Annotated in this window: 29 protein-coding genes; 13 read left to right on the top strand and 16 right to left on the bottom strand. The window is 43.8% G+C overall.

The features are described from left to right. Positions 1-14 precede the first annotated feature (14 nt). Genes NIE88_RS01925 through NIE88_RS01915 form a run of 3 tightly spaced genes read right to left on the bottom strand, consistent with a single transcriptional unit; the run spans position 15 to position 2,328 of the window. Entirely contained in the window at positions 15-626 is a 612-nt protein-coding gene (locus NIE88_RS01925) for a TetR/AcrR family transcriptional regulator (RefSeq protein ID WP_253058129.1), read from the bottom strand. Further along, positions 626-1,432 carry a DUF2705 family protein gene (locus tag NIE88_RS01920; protein ID WP_253058127.1) on the bottom strand — a complete coding sequence of 269 codons (807 nt, stop codon included), beginning with the start codon at positions 1,430-1,432 and terminating at the stop codon, positions 626-628. The genes NIE88_RS01925 and NIE88_RS01920 overlap by 1 nt, the downstream gene beginning before the upstream one ends. Then, positions 1,429-2,328 (bottom strand): ABC transporter ATP-binding protein, encoded by a 900-nt coding sequence (locus NIE88_RS01915; RefSeq protein ID WP_253058125.1) that lies wholly within the window; start codon positions 2,326-2,328, stop codon positions 1,429-1,431. Before NIE88_RS01915 ends, NIE88_RS01920 begins: the two co-directional genes overlap by 4 nt. A gap of 217 nt (positions 2,329-2,545) precedes the next feature. Here NIE88_RS01915 and tlp point away from each other — a divergent pair, with 217 nt between their 5' ends. Both tlp and NIE88_RS01905 read left to right on the top strand, forming a co-directional pair. Continuing rightward, positions 2,546-2,773 (top strand): small acid-soluble spore protein Tlp, encoded by a 228-nt coding sequence (gene tlp, locus NIE88_RS01910; protein WP_253058120.1) that lies wholly within the window; start codon positions 2,546-2,548, stop codon positions 2,771-2,773. A 167-nt stretch (positions 2,774-2,940) separates the two neighbouring features. Next, the gene (locus tag NIE88_RS01905; RefSeq protein WP_253058118.1) at positions 2,941-3,495 is read left to right on the top strand and encodes a hypothetical protein; all 555 of its coding nucleotides are present in this window, start codon (positions 2,941-2,943) and stop codon (positions 3,493-3,495) included. Here NIE88_RS01905 and NIE88_RS01900 read toward each other — a convergent pair. Continuing rightward, entirely contained in the window at positions 3,492-3,989 is a 498-nt protein-coding gene (locus NIE88_RS01900) for a GNAT family N-acetyltransferase (protein WP_253058100.1), read from the bottom strand. The two genes, NIE88_RS01905 and NIE88_RS01900, sit on opposite strands and share 4 nt — an antisense overlap. Before the next feature lie 108 nt (positions 3,990-4,097). Here NIE88_RS01900 and NIE88_RS01895 point away from each other — a divergent pair, with 108 nt between their 5' ends. After that, the gene (locus NIE88_RS01895) at positions 4,098-4,505 is read left to right on the top strand and encodes an NUDIX domain-containing protein (RefSeq protein WP_253058098.1); all 408 of its coding nucleotides are present in this window, start codon (positions 4,098-4,100) and stop codon (positions 4,503-4,505) included. On the opposite strand, the gene NIE88_RS01890 is transcribed toward NIE88_RS01895, so the two are convergent. The 3 genes from NIE88_RS01890 to NIE88_RS22720 are packed head-to-tail and all read right to left on the bottom strand — an operon-like array spanning position 4,488 to position 5,202. Further along, complete coding sequence (locus NIE88_RS01890) at positions 4,488-4,670, bottom strand: hypothetical protein (protein WP_253058096.1); 183 nt, start codon at positions 4,668-4,670, stop codon at positions 4,488-4,490. The two genes, NIE88_RS01895 and NIE88_RS01890, sit on opposite strands and share 18 nt — an antisense overlap. Positions 4,671-4,721: 51 nt before the next feature. Then, complete coding sequence (locus NIE88_RS01885; RefSeq protein WP_253058094.1) at positions 4,722-5,039, bottom strand: NUDIX hydrolase; 318 nt, start codon at positions 5,037-5,039, stop codon at positions 4,722-4,724. 7 nt (positions 5,040-5,046) lie between these two features. Further along, a complete protein-coding gene (locus NIE88_RS22720) occupies positions 5,047-5,202 on the bottom strand; it encodes a nuclease-related domain-containing protein (RefSeq protein WP_373689393.1) in 156 nt (51 codons plus the stop codon). A 641-nt stretch (positions 5,203-5,843) separates the two neighbouring features. Here NIE88_RS22720 and NIE88_RS01880 point away from each other — a divergent pair. Continuing rightward, complete coding sequence (locus tag NIE88_RS01880; protein ID WP_253058092.1) at positions 5,844-7,049, top strand: EAL and HDOD domain-containing protein; 1,206 nt, start codon at positions 5,844-5,846, stop codon at positions 7,047-7,049. 16 nt (positions 7,050-7,065) lie between these two features. Here the strand turns inward: NIE88_RS01880 and NIE88_RS01875 are convergent, their stop codons facing one another. Further along, a complete protein-coding gene (locus NIE88_RS01875) occupies positions 7,066-8,238 on the bottom strand; it encodes an MFS transporter (RefSeq protein WP_253058090.1) in 1,173 nt (390 codons plus the stop codon). 503 nt (positions 8,239-8,741) lie between these two features. Here NIE88_RS01875 and NIE88_RS01870 point away from each other — a divergent pair. Beyond that, complete coding sequence (locus tag NIE88_RS01870; protein ID WP_253058088.1) at positions 8,742-9,353, top strand: hypothetical protein; 612 nt, start codon at positions 8,742-8,744, stop codon at positions 9,351-9,353. Positions 9,354-9,432: 79 nt separating this feature from the next. On the opposite strand, the gene NIE88_RS01865 is transcribed toward NIE88_RS01870, so the two are convergent. From NIE88_RS01865 to larA, 6 genes are all read right to left on the bottom strand, one after another. Beyond that, complete coding sequence (locus tag NIE88_RS01865; protein ID WP_373689392.1) at positions 9,433-10,464, bottom strand: HoxN/HupN/NixA family nickel/cobalt transporter; 1,032 nt, start codon at positions 10,462-10,464, stop codon at positions 9,433-9,435. 131 nt (positions 10,465-10,595) lie between these two features. Beyond that, positions 10,596-11,429, bottom strand: a complete 834-nt coding sequence (larE, locus tag NIE88_RS01860; RefSeq protein WP_253058086.1) for an ATP-dependent sacrificial sulfur transferase LarE — start codon at positions 11,427-11,429, stop codon at positions 10,596-10,598. Between the two features lie 49 nt (positions 11,430-11,478). Continuing rightward, positions 11,479-12,189 (bottom strand): D/L-lactic acid transporter LarD, encoded by a 711-nt coding sequence (gene larD / locus NIE88_RS01855; protein ID WP_253058084.1) that lies wholly within the window; start codon positions 12,187-12,189, stop codon positions 11,479-11,481. Positions 12,190-12,212: 23 nt separating this feature from the next. After that, complete coding sequence (gene larC, locus NIE88_RS01850) at positions 12,213-13,451, bottom strand: nickel pincer cofactor biosynthesis protein LarC (protein ID WP_253058082.1); 1,239 nt, start codon at positions 13,449-13,451, stop codon at positions 12,213-12,215. A 29-nt stretch (positions 13,452-13,480) separates the two neighbouring features. Then, positions 13,481-14,215, bottom strand: coding sequence for a nickel pincer cofactor biosynthesis protein LarB (larB, locus tag NIE88_RS01845; RefSeq protein WP_253058080.1), 735 nt, complete (start codon positions 14,213-14,215; stop codon positions 13,481-13,483). Between the two features lie 31 nt (positions 14,216-14,246). Further along, on the bottom strand, positions 14,247-15,521 hold the full coding sequence (larA, locus tag NIE88_RS01840; protein ID WP_253058072.1) for a nickel-dependent lactate racemase: 1,275 nt from the start codon (positions 15,519-15,521) through the stop codon (positions 14,247-14,249). Positions 15,522-15,833: 312 nt separating this feature from the next. Here larA and NIE88_RS01835 point away from each other — a divergent pair, with 312 nt between their 5' ends. The 6 genes from NIE88_RS01835 (at position 15,834) to dhaM (ending at position 20,311) form a co-directional block, all read left to right on the top strand. Further along, positions 15,834-16,499, top strand: a complete 666-nt coding sequence (locus tag NIE88_RS01835) for a Crp/Fnr family transcriptional regulator (RefSeq protein ID WP_253058061.1) — start codon at positions 15,834-15,836, stop codon at positions 16,497-16,499. An 890-nt stretch (positions 16,500-17,389) separates the two neighbouring features. Then, on the top strand, positions 17,390-17,812 hold the full coding sequence (locus tag NIE88_RS01830; RefSeq protein WP_253058053.1) for an MIP/aquaporin family protein: 423 nt from the start codon (positions 17,390-17,392) through the stop codon (positions 17,810-17,812). A 55-nt stretch (positions 17,813-17,867) separates the two neighbouring features. After that, on the top strand, positions 17,868-18,146 hold the full coding sequence (locus NIE88_RS01825) for an aquaporin (RefSeq protein WP_253058550.1): 279 nt from the start codon (positions 17,868-17,870) through the stop codon (positions 18,144-18,146). A gap of 98 nt (positions 18,147-18,244) precedes the next feature. Next, a complete protein-coding gene (dhaK, locus tag NIE88_RS01820; protein WP_290446268.1) occupies positions 18,245-19,315 on the top strand; it encodes a dihydroxyacetone kinase subunit DhaK in 1,071 nt (356 codons plus the stop codon). Next, positions 19,260-19,892: a dihydroxyacetone kinase subunit DhaL gene (gene dhaL, locus NIE88_RS01815; RefSeq protein WP_253058051.1), complete on the top strand. Its 633-nt coding sequence runs from the start codon at positions 19,260-19,262 to the stop codon at positions 19,890-19,892. The genes dhaK and dhaL overlap by 56 nt, the downstream gene beginning before the upstream one ends. A 32-nt stretch (positions 19,893-19,924) precedes the next feature. Next, a complete protein-coding gene (gene dhaM, locus NIE88_RS01810; RefSeq protein WP_253058049.1) occupies positions 19,925-20,311 on the top strand; it encodes a dihydroxyacetone kinase phosphoryl donor subunit DhaM in 387 nt (128 codons plus the stop codon). Positions 20,312-20,986: 675 nt separating this feature from the next. On the opposite strand, the gene NIE88_RS01805 is transcribed toward dhaM, so the two are convergent. Further along, entirely contained in the window at positions 20,987-21,577 is a 591-nt protein-coding gene (locus NIE88_RS01805; RefSeq protein ID WP_253058047.1) for a TetR/AcrR family transcriptional regulator, read from the bottom strand. A gap of 164 nt (positions 21,578-21,741) precedes the next feature. Between NIE88_RS01805 and NIE88_RS01800 the strand changes: the two genes are divergently transcribed. Both NIE88_RS01800 and NIE88_RS01795 read left to right on the top strand, forming a co-directional pair. Then, entirely contained in the window at positions 21,742-22,662 is a 921-nt protein-coding gene (locus NIE88_RS01800; protein WP_253058045.1) for an ABC transporter ATP-binding protein, read from the top strand. Between the two features lie 4 nt (positions 22,663-22,666). Next, positions 22,667-23,362, top strand: a complete 696-nt coding sequence (locus NIE88_RS01795; RefSeq protein WP_253058043.1) for an ABC transporter permease — start codon at positions 22,667-22,669, stop codon at positions 23,360-23,362. A 1,054-nt stretch (positions 23,363-24,416) separates the two neighbouring features. On the opposite strand, the gene NIE88_RS01790 is transcribed toward NIE88_RS01795, so the two are convergent. Next, complete coding sequence (locus NIE88_RS01790; RefSeq protein WP_253058548.1) at positions 24,417-25,886, bottom strand: DHA2 family efflux MFS transporter permease subunit; 1,470 nt, start codon at positions 25,884-25,886, stop codon at positions 24,417-24,419. Positions 25,887-25,971: the final 85 nt, after the last annotated feature.

Here is a 25,971-nt window from a genome sequence, read left to right as displayed (position 1 = left end):
TGTCCCACTCCATTTTAATTATTTTTTGTCAACCCACGCAAAATCATTTCAATCATGGAAATTATCCTGTCGATGATCGGTCTGAGATCGTCAATAGTTGAATTCGGGTTTTTCTTTAAATAAGCCATTGTCTGACTACTGTAATCATTAAAAAGACAGAGAAATACTGATTTTAACAGATCACGGTTCACATCGTCCTTCAAATCAAGTCTTCCGATCATACCTTCAATAAATCCCGGAGTCATCGCGTTCAATTCATTATACAAATTGATCATTTTGTCCGTCAGTCGTTCCGGGGGTTGGGCGAATGCATTCATCATAAACTGGTAAATGTCAGGATATTTTTTATAAACGCGAATTTCCATTTGACATATTTTCCGGATATCCGCAAGCATATCGGAGGATAATTTCCAGTTTTCGAAATCCATCTCCTTCATGGTAAAACGAATGGCGTAATCCACACTCTCTTCAAAGAGTTTTTCTTTAGAATCATAATAATGAAAGATCAGACCCTTTGAAACGCCTGACGATTTCGCGATCTGATTAGTCGATGCCCGGTCAAATCCTTTTATCGCAAATTCATGAATCGCCGCGTCCAAAATTGCCTTTTCTTTCGGTTCATCCATTACACCTTCAAATCCTTCCTCTTATAACTCCAAAAAGTAAGCAGACAGGAAACAATGATGACAATCAAGTCGGTCACAATGTATTTCCATTCAATTCCATTCTTAAAGACAGTGCTTGGGAGCGCCGTGTCTACCGGTGAGAAGAAAACAAGCGCCTGAAAATCATCATTCATCTTACCCACGACACCCAATATAAATGTGAGAAATACAATACCGAGAGACAACGAAGTCGCAGACTTATTTGTGGACAGGAACGCCGATATAAGAAAGCCGAACACAAGAAAAGTAAGACCCATGACCCATCCGGAAAAAGCTAATTGTGCAAAGCTCTTAAAAAGTTCATGAACGGATGCTCCCGACTCCTTGAAGAGGATACACCCCAAAAAAGCAATTGCCATTGATACTGCCCAGTATAATGTATAAAGCAAGCTATTTGCGAGCATTTTCGATCCAACGATTGAAAGACGCGTTATCGGCTGAGCATAGAGATAGCCGATCGTTCCTTCCGCCTCTTCTCTGGCGAGCGCATTCGTTCCGAGCATCGCCGCGAAAATGCCGGTGGCAATCATAACGTATTGGTATTCATAACCGAAATAGCCTTTGATTGTAGCCAAAGCCGCCATATCCGATAAATTGAATGCTTTCAACATATCTTTCGGCATTGACTTCAAATCCATTTGCTGCAGCCCCATGTCCTTCATCGCCGGAAATAACGACACGAGTCCAAGAGTCAGTACACCAACCACAACAATCCAAGTCAATAGTGTTTTTATATGCGTTTTACATTCAAGTCTGAATAAGGTCATAACCGTTCACCCTCCTGACATTCATACATAGACATGAACTGTTCTTCCAAATCGCGGTTCGCAACAGTCACATCTTCAAGATCCGTTGACAGATTTGACAAGGTTGAGAACAGCTGTGCCAGACCGCCTTCATAAAGAAAACGCGCTTCTTGTTCCTCTTTTTTGATACAGGTCGCACCAATCGCCTTCATTTTATCGAATGGCAGCTTGCTTCCTTTCAAGGTCACGATTTTCATTTTTTTATTGACCTGAGATAAATCTTCAACGCCGACCAGCTGACCGCTGCGAATAAACGCAACTTTGGAACAATAATCTTCAACTTCCTTCAGGTTGTGACTGGAGAGGAAAATGGTCGCTCCTTGCTCCTGCTTGTCTTTCAGCACTCGGAACAGCCGAGCATGCATCAGCGGATCAAGCCCGTTTGTCGGTTCATCCATAATAATTAACTCTGGATGGTGAATGAGCGCGCAAACCAGCGCGACCTTTTTCTTATTTCCCAAAGACAGATCACCGAATTTTTTCTTGCGGTCAATTTGAAACAGCTCGCAATAACGATCAATCTCTGCCTGATCACCTTCCATATGATGAAAGTCAAGCGTATAGCGGATCAGGTCCTGAACACGCAGTTGCGGATAAAAACGCACGTCACTCGGTACATATCCAATTCTTTTTTTTACATCAAGATCATGCTGCGGAACGCTTTTCCCGAGAAGCGAGATCTCCCCGCCGTTTCGTTTAATAAAATTCAGCATCATATTCATCGTTGTCGACTTGCCTGCTCCGTTCGGACCGATGAATCCGAAAAATTCGCCTTGTTCAACAGAGAAAGAAAGATCATTTACAGCAACAAACTTGCCAAAACGTTTACTGATATGACTCAATTCAATAACCGGCATCTCAGTGAACCTCCTTTAAATAGTGCATTGACCACTTGGTCAATGACACTATAGCATGCGTTGACCACCCGGTCAATAGTTTGTTTATGTTTTTTCAGCTGAATAAGACGGACAATTATATGATGAAAATTTTTCTGCGTCCAACGGTAATGGCCATGTTTGGTAGGTATCGACCTAGTTATCGATCACATAATAAGGACGGAGAGGGGGGAGAACAATGGCAAAACCGGATGATCGTTCCGACAATTGGGAGAAAATTAGCCGCAACATCGGCAACACATTACAAAACATAAACGAGACTAATGACTATTTAAAGGCACACGGTGATAAAATGGACGAGGAAGAGAAGCGTCAGCTGCGTGAAAAGAACAAGCGTCGCGATGAAAGTGTCAAAGGACTGCGTGAAGAAATAAAGGATGAATCCGCCTTTAGCAAGACCCATTAATCAATGGATACCGATCGGTTCTGCCGGTCGGTATTTTAAATTCGGGCAGGTATGATACCCTTAGCTATCGACCTTAAGTCTTAGCGGAAAATATGACTGAAGCTTATTGCCAGAGTCCCTCCTGCACGGTAAAGTATACATACACGAATTGAAAGGACTGCCAAGTTATGTATGCTTATATTTTACTTACTCATTCAAACACAGTACCGGCAAAACTCGTCCGGCTCTGGACCGGCGATGTCTATTCGCATGTAGCTGTTTCTCTTGATTCGCCAATGATTGCCTACAGTTTCGGCCGGAAAAGCAAATTGAATTTTCTTAACGGTGGATTTATTGAGGAACAGTTCGCCACTATGGACCCAGAGACACAAATCAGCATCCTGCGTCTTCCAATGACTCAAAAAGCCTATTACCGGGCACGTATTCTGCTTGCCTATTTTCAAGATTACAGCGACTGCTATCATTATAATTTTAAAGGAATTGTCGGCATCATGCTTCATCGCAAGATAAACGGAAAAAACGCCTATTTTTGCTCCCAGTTTGTTTCAACGCTGCTGGAAAAAAGCGGTGCGTACTGCTTCAGCAAGCCCGCCTGTTTTATCAAGCCCTCTGATTTTCTCAAACTGAATGAGGCGGAAATCCTTTATTCCGGGACCATGCGCAATTATTGGTCATCCAATGCTGATCTGAACGGTTCAGCAGCGGCCGCTCAATGGGCCTAGATATACTTCACCATGAGGTATTCATCGACGAATCCGTCGTCTTCCTTCATCGCGTCATGATCTTCACCGTAGATTTTAAATCCGAATTTTTTGTAGGCATGAATCGCATGTTCATTGGTTGTAACGACAAACAAATAAAGTTTGGTGACACCACTCCTTTTCACATCGTCAATCATAAATTCAATGATTTTCCGGGAAATGCGCTGGCCTCGGTATTCGGGCGCGACATAAACGCTGGTAAGCGTCGCCCGGTGCGCCATTTTCGGCAAGGTTTCCCGATGCAGCGATGCAATAGCGATCAGTCGCTCTCCGTCGAATCCTCCCACTGTCAAAACATCGGGATCAGATAGATGTTCACGAATCTGATCCATGGTTCGATTCTGTTCGGTTTTCAAGTCAGATGCATATGCCTCAGGATTATTTGTCATTGCTTCGAGTCTCAGCGCTCGATACTGCTTCGCGTCTTCTGCGGTTAATGGTTTAAAAAAGACCATGGCAAGCCCTCCACAACATATTCTCTATGCTATTATGAACTTAATCTTGTTTTTTCATGAGGTGAAAACGGTGCGCATTTTCGGAATCAAGAAAAGCGGGTGAGCTATATGCTGAGAAAAGGCGCCTATGCTGTAATATTTAAAGGAAACCATGCCGCATTGATTCGCGCAAACGGCGATCAATATTTTCTTCCCGGCAGAGGAATTGAGTGCGGAGAAACAAATGAGCAGTGCCTAAAGCGCGAGCTGCTTGAGGAAACAGGCTGTACCATTGATGAGATTCGCTACCTTGGCTATGCACAACGTTATTTTCTGTCAACGCTGCCCGTTGCTCGGCCGATGGTCGGCGACGGTTATTTTTATACCGCACGGCTTGGCGAGCAAGTGCAGCAGCCGACTGAACACGACAACTTCTTAGAATGGATTGATGTCTTGGCATGTGATCAGCTGTTATTCCACGAACACCAGGCATGGGCCGTTCAGGAAGCTTGGGCGCAGTTACAGCACCGTCCATGATTGGTAAATGGTCGCCTGATCAGGCCGTGTCGTGTTGCGCAGCCAGTCGGCCGCCTTCAACGCGAGCGGGGACGCATTATTGATGTTCAGCATCAATGCTGACCCAGTGCGCACCCACCGAGTCCTGCCCGTCAAATTCAGCAAGACCTTAAATTGACCGCTCATCTGAGTCACCTGATAGAAGACCGCGACATGATGAACATGCGTATACTGCTTTCATTTCCACGGCAAAAAGAAATCGAAGGTGCCAATTTGCATGCAGCCGGAAACCGTCATGCCGGTTTCCTCATTAAATTCTCTGTGGAGCATGTCGAGCAGTGACTCACCCGCTTCTTGGCTGCCTCGGGCATAACGATAAATATATGGACTGCCCGTTTTGTCAACAATAATCATCTTGTTGTCGCATTCCGCGATGCCGGAACAGCCGAGTTTGCTCAGCCACTGTTGCAGCGCCCCCATTAAATACTGTGCCTGAGTAATTGGATCATCAAAAATATCGATATCATCACCCAATTTACGAATAAGCTGACGCATCTCCGTGTCAAAAGTTAACTTGCCTTTTCACCTCAAGGATTAGTGCATAGCGATCACAAAGTACAAGAAAATCGATTTGAAAATAATCCACATGATCGTACAAACGGAGATTGTGAAAAATGTGGAAGTCTTTGTCGGGGAGATGGCTGAGCGCATAGTCCATAGACTGCTCTCCTCAGTACCGGCCATTAGTCTTTTGTAAAGCGAAAGCACATAATCGCGTTTGCTGTCTGCTTTCATTCGATGGGTCAGCACCTCATACTGCCGGATGTGGTAGGGGATTCAGATGGGATTGATGAACAATTCATCGCCTCACTTCATTAGTAAACCTGGCTCTGCCGAGTCACTGGCAAAGCGGTCAGGTATCTGTTGGGCCGGAGAAAGCGTTTCCGCAAAATGCAGCGACTACCGCGTCACCGAACGTGGACTAGTGTCTCTTATTTGCCGGGCGACCTTCAAAAATTTTGCACCTATTGTGTAAAAAATTCGGCGTCAAAATCCGCGAATCCTGTCTATAAATCCGACAATTCCATGAATGCGGATTATGACGCCAAAATCAAATCCAGACTCCGCCTGCATCCCTCAACACGATCCGCATTTTTGCTACCATGACATGAAAAGTGAAACGACTGTGAACGCTGCTTTTCACCAGGCAAGCGCGCTTCCTCACCCGTTCCGGATCCGATACATTTCTCAAAATCAGCTTCTCCCTACGCCATACCAATCATTGTCTTTTTCTATTTTTCAAGCTAATATAGATAGAGAATTGCATCTTTGCGCTGTCTGAATGTGAGCTGAGAATTGATGGACGTCTATGTTGCCAGACAACCGATTTTCGATCGGAAAATAAATCTGTATGGTTATGAACTGCTTTATCGAAAAAGCATGAATAATTATTTTGAAGGTACTGATGACAATCAGGCTACAGCAGCATTGCTGTCAAACTCCATACTGGTCATGAACTTCGACCAACTCATTGATGGAACAAGAGGGTTCATCAACTTCTCGGAAAATTTTCTCACAAATGACTTTCCAAGATTGCTGCCTCCCAATAAAATCATTGTGGAGATTCTGGAAAACGTTCCCTTGACTCAAGCGGTCATTGATGCGTGCAAGCGGTTAAAAAAAGACGGCTATATACTGGCTCTGGACGACTTTACTTTTGATCCGAAAATGATGCGTTCCCCGCTGATGTCACTTGCCGATATAATTAAGATTGAATTCAATCGGCACGCGCTGCATAAGCAGATTCGCCTGATCAAGAAATACGGACAGCAAAAAGTTTTTTTAGCTGAAAAAATTGAAACGGAAAAAGAATACAACACAGCACTGCGGGTCGGCTACCATCTCTTTCAAGGCTATTTTTTCAGCAAACCTGCGATGCTTAACGGTACCGACATCCCGTCATTCAATCACCATGTGCTGCATATCATTAAAGAATTGAAAAAAAAGGATGTCAACTTAAGATCACTGTCCAAACATTTTCAGCATGACCTTGGACTTGCCTATAAAATCATGCGGATTGCGAACACGCTTCATTACGGCGCGATGATTCCGGTCCGGTCCATTCAGAATGCTCTCACACGGATCGGCGTAAAGGATTTATCAAAATGGATGCACCTCTTTCTCCTTCAAGAGCTTCAAACTCTGCCTAATGCAGAGTTAATCAAGGCGTGCATCATTCGTGGACGCATGCTGGAAAAACTGGCAACGCTTTTGAATGCACAAGACGAGGACAACTACTGTCTCGTTGGACTCTTTTCCTCGATTGATGCGCTTACAAATCAAAAGATGGAAACGATTCTCGCTACACTCCCTTTTCCTGTCGATGTAAAAGAAGCACTGATGGGCCAAGAAAATGAACTCAGAATCCATCTTAATGGCGTTCTCTTACTCGAACAAGCGAATTGGACCGCACTTAACGACTATTTAGAGCAATCCGCAATTTCAAAACGGGCATATATGGAAGCCTATCTTGACGCAATCAAATGGCAGCGATATCTTCCTTGATCAATCACTGCTGATTTCACCTGTTCTTCGTCAGTTGTGGAAATCCTATCAACAAAACTGCTGCCATACTGCCCATTACTCCAAAACTCAGCGTAAAGCTCAGTTTCTCAATCATCCATCCGGTAAGCGGAAACAAGAGAATCATCGTCACGCTGAACATCATACTGGAAACGCTTAGCAGGGTTGCACGACTGGAGGATGGGATCAATTTATTGAAATAGTTACTGAAAATTGGCGCACTGATCGCCACAAGCGTGTTCATTGCGATGAAGCAGCCGAGCAGCATTGCCAGCTGGTTCACAAAGGAAAGGATAAGCAGCAAACACAACAGAATGGAAAAATACTTGATCAGTCGGACTTGACCGATCTTTTTTTCTATTGTTGGTGAGATTTTCGCTCCAATGATTTGAAATACAGCTGAAACGATCATCAGCAAGCTGATCTGAATTCCTTTGAACCCATGTCCATCCATAAATGACTGAAAATAAAAGTAGTAGGTTGCAGCAATTCCTTGAAACAGGGCAAGGAAAAACATGAGAAAGCGCAGCTGAGCATTTTCTTTCAGAAAAACGGCAGCACTCTTCAAAATGGCGAAATAACCGGTTACTTTTTCAGTCTTTCGTTCCAATTTTTCCGGTTCAACCATCATCATAACGGATAGAATCGCCAGCAATGAAATGCCGATCTGGATCCAGTACACACCTTCAAAGTAAACATTGACAAACCAGCCTGCTACAAAAATGCCCAATGTGTCCGTAAATTCATAGATCGCATTGATATTCGCTGATACCTTGATGTATTTCCTTGCCTGCTTCAGATTGCGCAGCGACTCATAGACCAAAGCCTCATTCGTGCCAGAGTTAAGATTATAAGACCATGCAGAAACAATGAACCCAACAGCAAACCAAATAAAGTCATGGGCAAAAATTAAGATGAAGCTGCTCACGATTGCGCAGATGCGGCCCAGAATCAATACTGTACGATACCTCAAACGATCGGCCAGCGCCCCGCTCGGCACTTCAAAAATGAAACTGCTTATATGAAAGATGCTCTCAAGCAGCCCTACTTCGACCAGCGACATCCCGCGATGTGTCAGATAAAGCACCCAAAGTGCCGCCACCCCAAAAAAAGAACAGAAATTATAAATATAATTATAGCGCACATTTGTGCCAATACTTCTTCCCCACAACACAATCCACTCCGCTCAGGTGTCCGAAACTTGACCAGCTGTCCTATTATGAATGCAGTATCTTTAGCTATTAACTGTTTTATGGTAACAAAAAAGTTGCCCACGGTACAGCTAAATAGGGACAGTTTTTTTAGGCGCACTGAAATGGTTGCGACTTTTGAACATGAAAGGGATAGTCATCTTTTACCAAATGAGTTTACGGATCACCTAAAAAAAACAGTAGCACCCAACATTTTAATCTTTGACAATTTGATGGCATCCGAAGCCTAAAAAAAGTAATTTCATCCGACTTATTTACATTCATTCACTATGAATTATAATTTAGCTAATGATCCTCACCACCATGCTCAATAGTGCGGAAAGCCTGACCATTCGAACTGAAACGTTGTTGCTTTGAAGATCGCCCGGCGTTGCAATCATTCTGCTCGTGCTGGCAAGCAATTTCATTGGTGACCTTTGAAGAAAGCTTTAACCCAAATAACCATTATAAGTGAGGAAAATGCATGAAGACACCACTCTATTATCAAATGTCTGAGTATGACTGCGGCACAGTAACACTGTTAAATGCAGTTAACTACCTTTTTCCGCGAGAAGTGGTTCCGCCTGATATAATCAAGGCAATTACAACGTATTCCCTTGATACATATAACACAGACGGTGAAATCGGCAAGAGCGGCACATCAAAAGCGGCAATGAAATTTATCACCCAGTGGCTGAATCATAATGGCCCCATTAAAGGACTGCCCATCAATGGAACCTATTATGCTGGGAAGCAGGTTTATCTAAGTGAAAGCAGCGCAATCATTGCTGCGATTAAGAATGGCAGCGTAGCCATTCTCCGGCTAAACTACGGTGGTGAACACTATGCGCTGGCTACGAAGGCAGCCATCGCCGAACAGTATCTCTATTTGTTTGATCCTTACCTGGATGAAAACTTGAAGTATACGGATGGAATCGTACTGCTTGATGGATTTCCTTATGCCTATAATCGAAAAGTTCCATTCCGATTTTTTAATGAGGAGAATTACAGTAAAGTTTATGCACTTGGCAAAACAGAGCAGCGTGAAGCTATTGTATTTTCTGTGAGCAGCAAAGATCAGGCTTTGGCCACTTAAAAGGAATGCAAAAAAAGCTGCCCTTAATCCATGAGAGAGCAGCTTTTCTTTTACGTGATAACCACTTTGGCGCAATCGGTCAGAAATAGTATTGCTTCCAGCGCCGACTAATATGGAGACATTTCCAAATGAAGTACGAACCCCCCCATACCACGATAAAGAGAATGATTAGTCCGTAACCCATCCAGTTTAAATCAATTTGCTGCACCCAGTTCCAAAAGCTCCCTTGCAGCTGAAACGCCTCACCGGCAACCTGACTGAGCTCAACAGCACCGATCATTAATGCCGCGGCAACCGAGATGGCTGTAACCGTTATGTTATAATAAATTTTTCGAACAGGCGTATCAAGTGCCCAGCGGTAGGCGCGGGTCATCATGACCGAATCAGTTGTGTCCATGACATTCATGCCCGCCGCGAAAAGGATCGGCAGAGCAAGAATAGCGGCAAAGGACATATGTGCCCTTGCTGATTCCGCCGAGAGTGCAAGCAAACTAATTTCCGTCGCTGTATCAAAACCGAGACCAAACAAGAATCCCAGTGGAAACACATGCCAGCTTCTGTTGATAAAAGAAAAAAGCGGTGCGCATACGTGGGACAAAAAGCCTCGAGACTGCAGCATCTGCTCAAACTTCACTTGATCGAATTTGCGCATCCTAACACGTCGAAGCATTTTCTGCAAATCGATTAAGATAACTAGGTTGATGATGGCAATCACAATCAGGAAGCTTCCGGAGACAGCAGCACCGACGAATCCGCCGATATGTGCAAACTGCGGCAAATGGTGCTGCGCCCAGCGAACCGAAACAGCCAAAAGAACAGACATCGCAAAGACAACCGAAGAATGGCCGAGTGAAAAATAAAAGCCGACCCCCAATGAATTCCTTTTTTGCTGTGTCAATTTACGCACCGTATTGTCTATAGCCGCAATGTGATCCGCATCAAAGGCATGGCGAAGGCCGAGTGTATACGCCACAAGACCAAGGCTGAACATGACCGAGTTGATCTCAGTCGCCAGAAAAAGCAGACCGAATCCAAGCATATGCAAGATGAACGACCCGATATAGTAGGGGAGACACTTTTTCAACACTTTAGTTCTTCCTTTCTTTCTCATCGTAAAGAAAATTTGATGAAGCCAAGCCTTTCAAGCATTCCGTGAATCTTTCTACTTTCTTCATAGGTTAAAAAAGGTGACATCCATTCTTGAGATTCAAAAATTTCAGCCGCTTATTAACGACCTTGTACTTAAGAAACAAATGCCTTGCGTTCTTGTGCTGAAAGGGTTTCGTTCATCCGTCCGCTGCGGAAACCGCTCAGATCAAGTGTTACGTAACGGAAACCGAACTCAGTGAGCGCTTGGCTGATTTTGTCATTCACTTCAAGCAAGTCGTTTAAGCGTTCTGCCGGGATCTCAACACGGGCAATCTCTCCATGAGAGCGGACGCGGACAACAGGAAAACCGAGTTCGCGAATATATTTTTCCGCTTTCATGACCTGATCGATTTTTTCCAACGTCAGTGTTGTACCATATGGGAAGCGAGAAGAAACCGAGCATGAAGAGACTTTATTCCAGTTGTTCAGACCAATAATTTTCGCCAAGGCGCGAACATCAGTTTTATAGAAACCGGCTTCCTGGAGAACACTTCGTGCACCTGCTTCTGTCCGAGCACGCAGACCTGGGCGGAAATCGCTTTCGTCATCCTTGATCATGCCGTCCAGTACAAACGCAAAACCTTCAGCAGCCGCAATCTCGTTCATTCGCGCGTAGAAGCCTTTCTTCGCGTAGTACCAGCTGTCCGGCGTATTACGTTTGATATGTTCTTCAGACAGATAGCTGAGTTCAGCTTCCTTAACCACAGCACCTAGGTCCTTTGCCAAAGAAACAGCTTTATCAAATTCTTCATTCGTAAAAAGTTCCGAGTTGGCCACAACAGCAAGCACATTGTCTTTGCCCAGTGTGTCCAGCGCCATTTTCAGAACGAGCGTGCTGTCAATGCCTCCGGAAAATGCGACAACCACGCGATTCATCTTTTTCAATTGATCAACGAGCGCCTGTTTTTTTTCGGTTAATGTACTCATCAGTAGTTACCTTCCTTTTTTATAGTTATTTGTATTAATGACAGCCTGGTTATAGTCCGAGGAAGCCTCGGGCAAAAAGCGCAGCACAGGCAGCGCCTAAGAACGGCGCGATGCCCGGAACAATAATGCCGTATTGCCAATCACTATCGGCTTTGCCACCCGGGATCGGCAGGATCGCGTGAGCAATACGTGGCCCCATGTCACGCGCGAGGTTCATGGCGAATCCTGTCGGACCACCCATGCCCATGCCGATGGCCCATACAAGAAGGCCGACACCGATCGGCACGATGCCCGGTGTTTTAATCGAAGCGATTGCCAAGATTGCCGTAATAAAAATAAACGTATCAATAAATTCGACGAAAAAGTTGCGCGGCAAATGACGCACATTTGGATTGGTTGAAAAAATGTTGCGAATTTTGATCCGATCGATGTCTTTAGACGCATTGAATTGATCGTAATAAGCAATAAAAACAACAATCGAACCGAAAATACCGCCGAGTACTTCTGCAAGGCTTAATGGAATGACGCTTGTCCACGGAATATTGCCAAGAACCGCCTGTGCGACAACCATCGCAGGATTAATACAAACATCGCCGAAGATAAATAATGAGATCGTAATACCAAAGCCCCAGGTTGTAATAGCGAAAATGTGACCGGAATTCTGATATTTCGATGTATTGAGTACCTCGCAGCAGTGCACGCCAACACCAAAAACAATCATTAACGCCGTCCCCAAAAATTCCGCAATTAATTGATGCATGACCGTATTCTCCTCCAAATAATCTAATTCTGATTCAATGAATCTGACAACTGCCGTCTAACCTCCTGCTCAACCGCTGCCAGAGAAACGCCGTGCGTACGCGCCGCGCACGCGCAGTCATCATACTCAGCAGTCTGCTTGACGACTCCATCACGGCGGGCAACCTTCACACGAATCGTTCCAAACTTTGTTTCTACTTTTTTAAATTGGCGCTGCATGATAGACCGCTGCATCACTTGATAGCGGACACCAATGGTAGACGTATGCTTCAGCAGCAGATTAACAAACGTATCACGTTCTTCAGGCGCGCAAAGAACAGACAGCTTGCAAGCCGGCCGATTTTTCTTCATGTAAATTGGTGTAAAAAATACATCAAATGCACCTGCATCGATAAGCTGATCCATTGCAAAACCAAGCGATTCACCGCTTTGATCATCAAGATTTGCTTCGATCAGCAGCACCTCATCATGATCGGTATTCACCGTTTGTCTGCTCTTTTTCGTTTCAAAAAGCAGCGCACGCAGCGCGTTAAAAGATCCTGTGTCGCGCTTACCGAATCCATATCCGGTCTTGAGCAGGACCCCATCTTCCGGAATCGTTCCAAAGTGACTGACAATCTCCTTGACAAGACCCATACCGGTCGGCGTAATGAGTTCGGTCTGAATATCCGTGCGCTGTTTAATTGGGATAGCGGTTCCAATGCGCATTTGCATGACCGCAGGTACCGGTACCGGCATCTGCCCATGCGCGACACGAATAAAACCGGAACCATCGGTAAGTGCGGATGCGCCCACGTCATCGACGCCTAATAAGTCAAGTGCGATAAAACAGCCGACAATGTCGACAATCGAATCCAAAGCGCCGACCTCATGAAAATGGACGTCGGCCAAAGTCATCTGATGGACGGCTGCTTCCGCTTTCGCGATCTCAGTAAAAACGGAAATCGATTGCTTCTTGATTTTTGCGGATAAGTCGCTTGAATCAATGAGGGAACAAATGTCGCTCAAATGCCGCACGTCGTGATGATGATGATCATGAGGTTCAATAAATCCATGATCCTTTTCATCATTCATCTCGACATCAAAGTTGGTGCCGTAAATGCTGTTTTTCGCAAGACGCTCATGGCGAAGCCGGTAATCCCCAACATGCAATTTTGCAAGTTCCGTTTGAAATTGCTCAAAATTGACACCAAGATCAAGCAGCGCGCCGATGAACATGTCGCCGCTGATTCCGGAAAAAGCATCTAAATAAAGAGTTTTCATCTGATTCCTCCTCGTGGGACAAGACTATTTTACAAATGATTAATCATGCTTGCTGAGTAGGCAGCACCAAAACCATTGTCAATATTCACCACAGTGATTCCCGACGCGCAGCTGTTGAGCATTGTTAGAAGCGCTGTTATCCCTTTTAAATTAGTGCCGTAACCAACGCTCGTCGGTACAGCAATCAGCGGTTTGTCAATCAGACCGCCGACCACACTGGCGAGCGCACCTTCCATACCGGCAATGACAATCACAACCTTTGCTGCGCGAATGACATCTAAACGTGCAAATAACCGATGAATACCGGCAACACCAACATCGTAAATCCGTTTCACGCTGTTCCCATATGCTTCAGCAGTAACTGCTGCCTCTTCGGCAACCGGAATATCTGAGGTTCCGGCCGTCACAATCGCGATATAGCTGCTGGTTTTCTTTGTTTCGGCACGATTCACAAGTGCGCAGCGAGCCTCTTTATAATAAACAGCATCCGGTTCCGCTTTTTTTATTGCTTCAAACTTTTCTGAGGAAAGGCGTGTACATAAAATGTTCATTGTCTGCTTGCGCATCGTCTCAATGATGCTGATGATCTGTTCTGCTGTTTTTCCTTCGCCGTAAATCACTTCCGGGTAGCCGTTGCGCTGCTTTCGTGCCAGATCAACCTTTGCAAAACCGAGATCCGCAAAACCGCTGTCTATTCCGCGTTCTACAGCTTGACCGGGCTCAGAAGCAGCTTGAAACAGTTCATGCAGTTCGTCATGTTCCATTTTCTGTCCGCCCCCTCTCTTCCTGAAATTATTATTGAACGATAACACCCAAACCATCAGGAATAACAGCAATTTGGGCATCCTTTCCTTCGCGTGCATAAGCCAGTTCAAGTGCTTGATCAAGAGAAGGCGCAAGTTCCATGTGCATGCCGGTGATCAGTTCGGGATCAACTAAGTCAGAAACCATAATGACATGATGATGGACAAGAATCCGTGCCAGAATCTGAGCCGTCCATTGATCCGGGATCGTTTCCAGTTTCGGCGTATGGATGGCGCGATCCAAGAATTCCTTCGGATCGGAAACATCCGCGAGATTATGGTAGAAGCCTTCACCGCCATGCCCGTCCCGACAGCCGGCAACCATAATGATCGTGCCGCCTTCTTTATTTGTTGCTTCGGCGGCCGTCATCCCTTTTACTGCCTGATAAATATTCTGATCCAAAGGATAGCCACCGTTGGTTGAAATAGCGATGTCACAGTCAATCTTCTTGACGCTGGACAGTCTGCGGAGAAAGGCGCAGCCTTTTTGATGTGCTTCTTCCATATCTCCGGCAAAAGAACCGATGATTTTCTTGTCCTCATCAAGCACCACATTGACGATAAATGCCAGGTTCGCCTTGCGTGCTGCATAAACCATGTCCTTATGAATCGGATTATGATTTAAATTCCCGGTACGTGCTTTATTGGAGTCAATAAACGGGCCGGAGTGATTGGCCATAATCGTTTTGTAGGAAGCAACACCCGGAAGCACGGATTTGCGCCCTCCAGAAAATCCGGCAAAGAAATGCGATTCAATAAATCCTTCCGAAAGCAGCAAATCCGCTTCGGCAGCAATTCGGTTGATGATGCACGCCCCTCCGGACGGAAGCTGCCCGATTTTGACCATCGCCGCATCGTCGGTCGAAATATGCATGACGATTTCTTCTTCATCGACAATCTTTTGTCCATATTTGTTAACAAGTTCAGCGCGAGTGGACGGACGATGAAAGCCGGTCGCAACGAGAATACGAATGCGCGCATCCGGAGAAGCTTCACGTAAACGTCGCAAAAGGATCGGTGTAATAATGTGCGATGGAACCGGTCGCGTATGATCCGAGCTGATAATCACGATATTTTTCTTGCCTCTGGCCAGTTCTTCCAAAGGAGCGGAACCGATTGGATGATCGAGCGAATCCTCGACGATTTTGTTTTCCGAACGATTCGTGTGGTACGTCGCGGCTTGAGATACCAATTTGCCCGCATAATTTTGATCGGGCAAATGAGCCGTAATTGTTGTTTTGTCATAAGGAAGTTCAATGCTAACCATTAACGGACAGCCCTCTTTTCAGATCTTTTTATTTTGCAAAGATGCGCGCATGAACCATCTATGAAGATAGTATGAGAAAAAGTGACCCGCGCCATGCGTATCACTAGGCTCCACAACCTTTGCTACATGCACCATCTGTTATAAATCAAAACAAAAAGACTGTCCGTTCCGTTTGCTATTATCAAAAAAAGTTAACAAATGTACACTTTATTTGTGACATACATTGGGTAAAAAGCAGTTAAAATAGAGTTAAATGTAACAATTGTAACTCTGTTTTTCAACTTGAACGATTGTGACGGGAAGGAAAAATCGATGGTATTAAGTGAAATTGAATATTTAATTAATTTTCTGGATGCACACAATGTACCGACAATTAACAAAAGCAGACATACCTATCTGACTTATCACGGACTCGAAGAACGGTATACTTATGTTCTCAAAAAGGGAATTATAAAGAACAGCATCATTTTGCAAGATGGCCGTGAATTTAACTTATCCTATATCGCTAAACCGGATGTGATCTCACTCCTGCGTGATGAGGTGTCCAAGTTTACCGAACAGCCTTTTAATGTACGTGTGGAATCCAATGAAGCGACCTTCTATCAAGTGGATCGCGTCACTTTTTGGAAATACGTCAATGCGACACCGGAGCTGCAGAACTATGTCAAAAGTTACTATCGCAAGAAATTATCGGAGAATATATTCCGTTCCCAGCGAATGATCATGAACGGAAAAAAAGGCGCAGTTTGCGCGTTTATTTACAGTTTAATTGATTTATTCGGCCGCAAAGTACGTGAGGGAATTCTGATCGATTTCTTATTAACAAATGATGACATTGCCGGCTTCTGCGGCATCAGCGCACGCAGCAGCGTCAATCGAATGCTGGGTGAATTAAAACGTGACGGCGCGCTGATTGTCAAAAATCGAAAACTAATCATCACAGATATCAGTTATCTATTGGACCATATTGCGAATTAACATCGTCATACCAAGATACTAGATCTATTGCAAAAAATTCGGACCGTATCAGACTTTACCTCGTATCCAGTTTCTGTTCGTCGTCTCTCTAGATTTCATCTCACATACACCTCGCCCTCATCTACGGTTTCTACTGGCAAACCTGTCGCCGACTTTCACCACCAAGCCGCCGTCCATGCCGGGAGCATCTCAAAAAAAGGGAGAGAGAAAAATTGAACTTTTCTCTCTCCCCATTTATTTTTAGGGGCTTTTGAGATAGCCTCTTGACCTGTCAATAAATAGTTGATATTTTCTTTACACCAATAGATTATCTACTTAAAAAAAATACCTTCCCAATATAAGCGGGATTCTTTTAAATTTAAAAATACGACTGTGGAAACACCACAGAGCAGAGTAATCAATCCTACAATAAGAACCAGCCAACCAACATTAATTAACCCAAGAAAAAATGTTATTATGGCAATTCTCATGGCTTATTGTTCACAATGATTATTGATATTTGCTCAATTAATCGTTTAATAAATAGATTTAAATCTATAATGAATATATTACAAAAAAGTGGGTATTGAAAAGAAACATGATTGCCATAACGATACTAACAGGCAACTTAATATCGGTCGTTTTCATTTGACTCACTCCTAGGAAATCTGCTGTAAGAACTAAAGTTGCGTTTCCCTAAATTTTTTTAAACTGTTTCTGCTGTTCACTAGTGAAATTCCATAACACAGATACGGTCTGGGCATCAACATGAAGCATAGAACGAGTGCAATCAATGATCAATTGGATGATTGATTTTTGCTCCGGGCAGATATACCGTTAAATATGAACACTTCATGTCTCGTTTGAGCACATTTTTATACTTCCCCCAATGATAGCAAGAAAAATGGGAGGTGATAAAAACGGGAGCGTTTTCAGGAAAACTGGTCGGCACATTCATTATGGTGCTTTTAGGAGATGGTGCAGGGGCCAATGTCATCTTGAAAAAATCGAAAGCGGAAAAATCGGGCTGGATTGTGATCACAGCCGGGTGGGCCTTCGCTGTTGCTCTTCCGGTCTGGCTTTTCGGTAGCATCAGCGGTGCACATTTTAATCCGGCCGTAACTTTGGAACTTGCGAGCATTGGCCAATTTCCATGGAGCAGCGCTGCCGCGTATATCAGTGCGCAACTTATCAGCGCATTTCTTTCTGCGGTCGTTCTGTTTCTCCATTTCTACAAACATTTTGAGACAACATCCGATCCGGAAGTCAAACTAGGCGTATTCTCCACCGGCCCTGCAATCGCAGCAGGTTTTTCAACTTTTTCGGTGAATTGAATTCATTAATACGTTTGTCCTTTTGTTTGGGATTATCGGTATCGTCTCGCAAAAAATGGCTCCCGGGCTTATGGGACTCGCCATCGGCATTCTCATTTTTGCCATTGGCCTTTCGCTCGGTCGCACCACCGGCTATACCATTAATCCTACGCGGGAATTGGGCCTACGCCTGGATTACCGGCACCGCTCCGATCCTCGGAGGTATTTGCGGAGCTGCCGCTTACGTTCTTCTTTTTCACTAAGCAAACGATTAATTATATTAGAGGGCGTTCAAAAAGTCCGGGAAAAAGGCAATGTGGATCTTTCGCTAAGAACATGCACGTCCTGTGCATAACGCGAAAGTCACCGCATCCTGCGGAAGTTCTGCGTCAGCTTGTTTCTCCGCTCTTTTTGTCCTCCTTTTTGAACAGACTCTATTAGGGAGGCATTATCATGAAAAAATTGATCAATCAACCGGAAAACAGTTTGAACGAAATGTTGCTTGGCATGACCAAGGCATACCCTGAGTATTTAACAAGACTTGAGAATACAAATGTGCTTATTCGTCAGAATTTAGACGGTCAAAAGGTTGCCGTGGTCAGCGGAGGCGGCAGTGGTCATGAACCGACACATGCAGGTTATATTGGCAAAGGTATGCTGGATGCCGCGGTCGCCGGCGATATTTTCACCTCTCCTACACCGGATCAAATCTATGAAGCCATCAAAGCCGTCGACAGAGGCAAAGGTGTGCTGCTCGTCGTGAAAAACTACAGCGGTGACGTGATGAACTTCGATATGGCAAAAGAACTGGCGGAGATGGAAGGCATCGAGATTGAACAAGTGATCGTGAATGACGATGTTGCCGTGGAAGACAGTACCTTTACGGCAGGACGACGCGGAATTGCCGGCACCGTACTCGTTCATAAAATTGCCGGGGCGGCGGTAGAGCGCGGATGGGATTTACAAAAAGTAAAAGCAGTCGCCGAAAAGTCGATTAAACGCATACACAGTATGGGTATGGCACTCAGCCCGTGTACCGTCCCTTCAGCCGGAAAACCAAATTTTACACTAGCTGAAGATGAAGTCGAAATCGGCACCGGTATTCATGGCGAACCAGGCACGCATCGCGAGAAAATCAAAACAGCTGATGAGCTCACTGAAGAACTTTTTAATAAAATTCAAGCCGACGAGCCGATAAAATCAGGCGAAGAAGTTGCATTGATGGTGAACGGCATGGGAGCCACTCCGCTGATGGAACTTTATATCGTTAATAATAAGGTGCACGATCTTCTCAAATCACTCGGCACGACCATTCATCGCACCTTTGTCGGTGAATATATGACATCTCTGGAAATGGCGGGTATGTCACTGACCGTTCTTAAATTAGACGATGAACTGAAATCACTACTTGATGACCCGGCAGACACACCGGCATTCAAAATAATCAATAAAAAAGGATGGATGACTTATGGCAGAACTGAATCAAGTAATCGGTGCACTGAATCACGCGGCAGACATCATTGAAAATAATAAACAGCATTTGACAGAATTAGACGGGGCCATTGGCGACGGCGACCACGGAATTAACATGAGCCGGGGCTTCTCCTTTGTGAAGAAAACACTCGATGAAGGCAGCTTCGAAACCGCTGCCGATCTTTTCAAAAAAAGTGGTATGGCTTTGGTCGCCCATGTCGGCGGAGCATCTGGACCGCTATTCGGTACGGCATTTCTAAGAGCTTCAATGACACTCAAAGACAAAACTGAAATCACCATTGAAGACTACATTAACCTGCTCAAAGCTTCAATTGAAGGCATTAAGATGCGCGGAAAATCAGATGCCGGTGAAAAAACGATGCTTGATGCATTGATTCCGGCCTATGAAGCCGGGGAACAAGCTGTCCAGCAAGGCAAAAATACAGTTGAGGTTCTTCAAGCCGTTAAGGAGGGCTCTGAAAAGGGCTTAAAAGAAACGGAAAAGCTTGTCGCTAAAAAAGGAAGAGCAAGCTATGTCGGTGAACGCAGTATCGGCCACCAAGACCCGGGGGCTGCCTCGGTTGCTCTGATTCTGGGAGCTATAGCTGACTACTTTTCAGAAGCTTAAATCCCAATTTTATTCAGGAAGGATCCGTTAAAATGGTTGGAATTGTACTTGTTTCACATAGCCGAAAAATTGTTGAAGGCATTAGAGAACTTGCCGCTCAGATGGCTAAAGATGCACCGGTCGCCCTCGCTGGCGGTACCGAAGATGATCGATTGGGCACGGATATGAACAAAATCAGCAATGCCGTCCATGACGTCTATTCTGAAGATGGCGTACTTGTTTTCTTTGATATGGGCAGCGCTTATATGAATGCGCAAATGGCTCTCGATTTTCTTGAAGAGGACGGCAGCAAAGTCGAAATTGTCGACGCAGCCTTTGTCGAAGGTGCCATCACCGCGATTGTCGACAGTGGTTTAAACAAAAGCATGGACGAAATAAAAGCCGATATCGCCTCAATGAAGCTTGGCAAAATGCCGTAAAAACGCCGTAGGCCAACGCAGCACCCTCTTGATTAAAAAAGGAGGGTGCTGTTTTCTTTAAGCAGGAATCCGGCCGTTGGAGCGCGAATTTCGGTCCTCAGCATGATTATTTTGTTTTTTTGAGCACAATCCGCTTCATAGATCCCTGCCCTGTTCGTGCGTTAGCATCACGGTTGTCATGATTCAAATTTCACAGTTCGTTTAACAGCAGTTATATCCACAAATCGATCGTTTATAATTTCCTAGACAAAGAAAAAACGGGCAAAAAGTGCCTGGTCCTTACTTCCGAAGGATGCGTTGGCTTTTGCGTTCCCCCGTATAAAATAAGCGGAGTTTTTCCGGTTATATGCATCATGGCGCTTGTTTCGCAGGTAAATAAGGGGAATTTTTCCGCTTATTCAAAGGAAAACCTTCCATTTTCACATTTTTCGATTCGATAAGCGGAATTTTTCCGTCTATTTAAGTGATTTTCTCGTTCATTTTCGAATTAAGCGAAATTTTTCCGTCTATTTTTCGGATTGGGCGCTTAACCTAATCGCCTAACCGAATCTTATGACGTTGATCGTCGTATCAGCAAGGCAAAACGATAAACGTTCTTATTGTATGAGAAAAAACGGGGCGCCGTCATGCTCCGCCCTTTCTTTGTAAGGAACTCGGCTGAGGTTGCTCTATTCCTTATACCTGCACAAATTTTTTATAAATGATTTCAAGATTCTGAGCAATGACGTTGAGTGGATCAATTGTCAGTTCCTGCTCATGTTGTGCCCAACCCGCAACAACACCGCCCATAAAGGCACCAGCTACGGCCCATAGTTCTTGTTCATCTTTTATTTCGGGTAACTGTTTGGCTTTATTGATAATAAGTTGAATTATATCCATCAATTTAACCATCATCGCCGAACGGACATCCGATTCATCATGCATTGCTTTAAGCCAAGCTACATAGGCTTCCCGCTCCTCAGCTGATGCACGAGCAAGAATTTCCCGCACCCTATTAAATAAGTTGGGCAAAGGTGCCGCATCCTCCAGTGTCGTACGCAGTAGCTTTGAAATCATTTCTTCACCTGATTGAATCAACAAGTCCTCTTTCTTTGGAAATAACCGAAATAAAGTGCGCCGCGAAATACCAGAGCGCTCCGCTATTGAATCCATCGTTGTCTGTGCATAACCTTTTTCCTTAAAAATTTCCAGCGCAACCGACAAAACTTTCTTTTTAGTCTCCATTTTCCGCTGGGTATGCACGCTTATTTCTTTCTGTTTATTCATTGTCATTCTCCATTTTAAAAGTATTCGTGTTCCCCAATGCCAAGTATAAAACGATGTGATCACCGGTTTCAAATTAGCACAACTTGACACTTAGTGTCAAATAATATATATTAGAAATTGGCACTCAGTGTCAACTTATTAAGTAACGTTTGGAGGACATCGCTATGAATGAAATAGTTCGCATTGACAATCTAAGCAAAAAATTTGGGTCGTTTGTTAGTGTCTCCAACCTCTTTCTGACAGTCAATAAAGGTGACATTTATGGATTTCTCGGATTAAACGGTTCTGGAAAGACAACAACAATCCGTATGCTGCTTGGGATGGTCCATCCAACCAAGGGATCCGTTTCTTATTTTGGTAAAAAATTATCAGACCACAATCAAGCGATTTGGAATCAGGTTGGTTATATGGTCGAAACGCCCTATGCCTATCCCAATTTATCCGTTAAAGAAAATTTGACCCTTTTCGGAAAATTACGCGGAATAAATAGTCAAAGACAGATTGAAGAAACAATGGAAATGATTCAAATCAGCGCATATGCGAATGTCAAAGTGAAATATCTTTCACTGGGAAACACTCAGAAACTTGGTCTTGGTAAAGCGCTGCTCCATCGTCCCTCTATTCTCATATTGGATGAACCAACAAATGGTCTTGATCCATCAGGTATTGTCGACATGCGCCGTTTATTGTACACGCTCGCAAAAGATCATGGCGTAACCATTTTCCTATCCAGCCATATTCTTGATGAAATGGAAAAATTGATTACACGAATGGGTATCTTGCATCACGGTCAATTGATTCGGGAATTGACCATGAATGATTTTAAGGCTGTTCGTAAGAAATCGCTTCGACTTAAATTCGCAAATGGTAACCCTTCCGTTGTCACTCAATTAAAGCGATTAGGCTTCTCACCACAAACTTTAGAAAACAATGAATTCATAATCAAAGATCAACATTCCGTAAATCATCCTGAACAGGTCAATAAAAAACTAGCAAGTTGTACTATTTACCCATCAAATTTTTGGGTTCAGCAGGAAACACTAGAAGAATATTTCATCCGTACCATAAAACAAAATGGAGGTTAATCAAATGAAGACGTTCATGCGTTCACTAAGTGTTGAAAATTATAAATTGAAAAAATCAGGTATTCTATGGCTGGTAGCCGCTTTATTTCTTTTTCTCACAATCATAAATCTGAATGCTGATAGTTGGAAGGTTTACATAGGTACATTAACCTTTCAATACAGTACGATCATTGGATCAATGGGATTCGGTATGATTACAGCTTGGGTATTTGGCCGAGAGTATACTGATCGAACATTTAAGGATCTCCTTGCCCTTCCGATCTCACGTTCAACACTAATTATTTCAAAATTTATAGCAATCAGCATATGGTGCCTGATCATAACCGCACTCAGTTTTACTTGCGTTGTTTTGCTAGGACTATTGGTGCATATTCCCGGGTTTTCCATTGCACTCATGATTGATTATGTACGGCAAGTACTCATTCTGTCATTACTTAATCTGATGGTGGCAACACCGGTCGCATTGATTGCGAGTATCTTTCGTGGCTATATGCTTCCAAGTGGCTATGCTTTTGTTTCACTAATTATCGCTGTTCTTTTTGGCGGAGGAAAAATCGGCATGTTCATTCCATCAGCACTGCCCAGTCTTTATTATGCAAAAGAATCTCTCCCATTAATCAGCTCTCTTATTTTGTGCCTAACCACTCTATTGGGTACGTTTGGCACTATATGGTGGTGGACCAAAACCGACCAAAGATAAGTTAGAATGTCGGAAAAAACTTTTTGCAGCAAACCATAGTAAAAAGGTGAAAATCCAGTGCAAAGAGTTCAGCAAATAAATGCTCAATTATATAACTGTTGATTTTATTTAAATTGTGCCATACTTTTGCTAAGCGTTGAGCCACCACCTAATTCAAGCATATGGGAGGAGAAAAAATGGTTGATCGAACGACTCATAAGGAAAACTATTCTGGATGGATCTAAACGATCTCAACGAATCAAATTTAGCACCCAGTATGAAAAAGTTAATCAACGTTTTTTTGAATGACTCATTAACAGAAGGATTCTCTCCTTATCCCGATAAAGAATTAAATCTGTTATAGAGAAATAAATCAGAGTAAAAAATGATAACCACCTTTCATTCATTTTCGTTAATCGTAATCTTGGTTCGGCTACATGATATACAAAAACATCTTAAAAACGCACCCCCGATATGCTCAGGATGCGTTTTAATATTTGTACGTTTCATTAAATTTTTGTTCCGTCCCCTTCGTACGCGTCTTCGAGAATCTGCCTCAATTCACGAGTCAATGATTCTTTTGGATTGGTATCCGTGCATTGATTTTCATATGCACGTTCAGAGTATTTAAAGCGGTTTTGGATTTTTGCACCAAACCGTCAATTGTTCTCTTGCTCAATTCCAGTTTGCCTTCTGTGCTAAGCTGACGAACGGCTGAAACCTTCTGCTCCTCATTATTCTGTTTATATTTGGGTCAACCTGTTTCCCGTCTTCTTTACTGTGAACTTATTCACATGAAATTGATAAAATTATAATTTTGCACAAATATATATTTTCATGAAAACGTTATCTTATTCTTATTGCTTTCTATAGTAGTCCTCAAACCATCAAAATCAATGCTTTTTTAAATCGTTCACATTTTTTATTATAACTGTTTCATCTCAACTATTAATCTGATGATCCATACAAATCTTTAATTTATTGGTACGTTCAATGCCAAGCGAATGTCCAAATCATTCACCCAATGCCCGCTTTCAAAATAAAACGGTTGAGAGGCTTTTTCCCCTCAACCGTTTTAGCTGTTTCTCGTTTCTCTTGATCGCTGATGCTGCACGGCAGATGCCGATTCATTCTTTCGTTTTCTCAAAAACAGGGACAGCAGCAGAGCAGCAACCCCTAGAACAACAACAAATTTATACGCATCGTTCATACCGAGAATCGTTGAATCCCTGATAAGTTCCGCCTGAGACTGAACATGCTGCATGAGTTCGGTTGCATGAGCTTTTGTCTGATTTGCCATCACCGTGACAACGAGCGCAGTACCGATGGCTCCTGATAATTGAATAACGGTGTTGACCACAGCCGATCCGTGTGCATTCAGTCGATGAGGAAGCGCATTGAGTCCGGCCGTATTCAGCGGCATGTTGAGGAAGCTCAATCCGAACCGAAGAATAATCGTTCTAACCATCAGGTAACCGTAACTCGTTGTCGTACTCAGATCAGTTACGCCCCACATGGCGGCAATAACAAAGACGAGGCCGAATAGAACCAGAGGTTTTGCACCGATTCTATCGTACAGGCGCCCGCACAACGGTGACAAAATTGCATTTAATAAAGCCCCCGGTAAAAGAAGCAGGCCCGTATCAAGCACAGAGAATCCCCGGCTTGTCTGCAAGTAGATGGGCAACAAAATCAAATCCACATAAGAAATCATCATAATCAGCACATTGATGATTGTCGTCATAGTGAACGTCTTGTTTCCAAAGACGCGAATATTTAAGAACGGATCCTTTGAAACAAGCTGCCGCCAACTGAACAAGCCAAGGAAAATCAGGCCTCCAATTAAAAAAGCTAATACAATCGGACTGCCCCATCCCTTGTCCCCCGCGCTGCTGAGTCCATAGAGTATACCGCCGAACCCCAGAACTGAAAGCACGACACTTATAAAATCCAGCTTCGATTTGGCTGGTTCTGATATATTAACCAAATATTTTAACGACAAAAGAATGACAACGACCACTAGCGGTATCAATCCAATAAACAGCCACCGCCATGAGAGCTGTTCAATGACCAATCCAGCCAGTGTCGGACCGATTGCCGGCGCGCAGATCATGGCAAGACCGATAAAGCCCATCGCTCCGCCACGCCGTTCCTTCGGAATCACCACAAGCACGACAGTCATCATCAACGGCATGACAAGTGCAGCGCCGGATGCCTGAATCATTCTGCCAATCAGCAATGTTGTGAAATTCTGTGCAATCGCACATACAAAGCTTCCTGCAAACAATAAAACCATTGAACTGATGAACAGCTGCCGAGTGGTAAATCGCTTCATAAGAAACGCTGTTGTTGGAACCAGCACACCCATAACTAACATAAACCCGGTCGCCAGCCATTGGACAACCGTTGCCGATATATTAAATTGCCGCATCAAATTCGGCAACGCAACATTCATAATTGTTTGATTCAGTAATGACAGGAAGGCTCCTACGAGAAGAACAACTAAAAGTGGACCCTTTTTAATTTCTTGATTCGTTGCATTCATAACAAACAATCACGTTCCCTTCGTTATTAAATTGACACCCTGTTAATTAATTGATAATGTGTCTATAAATTAACATGTTTTTTTG

The sequence above is a fragment of the Sporolactobacillus shoreicorticis genome, from assembly GCF_024125445.1.
Taxonomy (GTDB): Bacteria; Bacillota; Bacilli; order Bacillales; family Sporolactobacillaceae; genus Sporolactobacillus; species Sporolactobacillus shoreicorticis.
The sequence above is the reverse complement of the archived record's forward strand: the minus strand, read 5'-3'. Positions and strand labels throughout refer to the sequence as shown.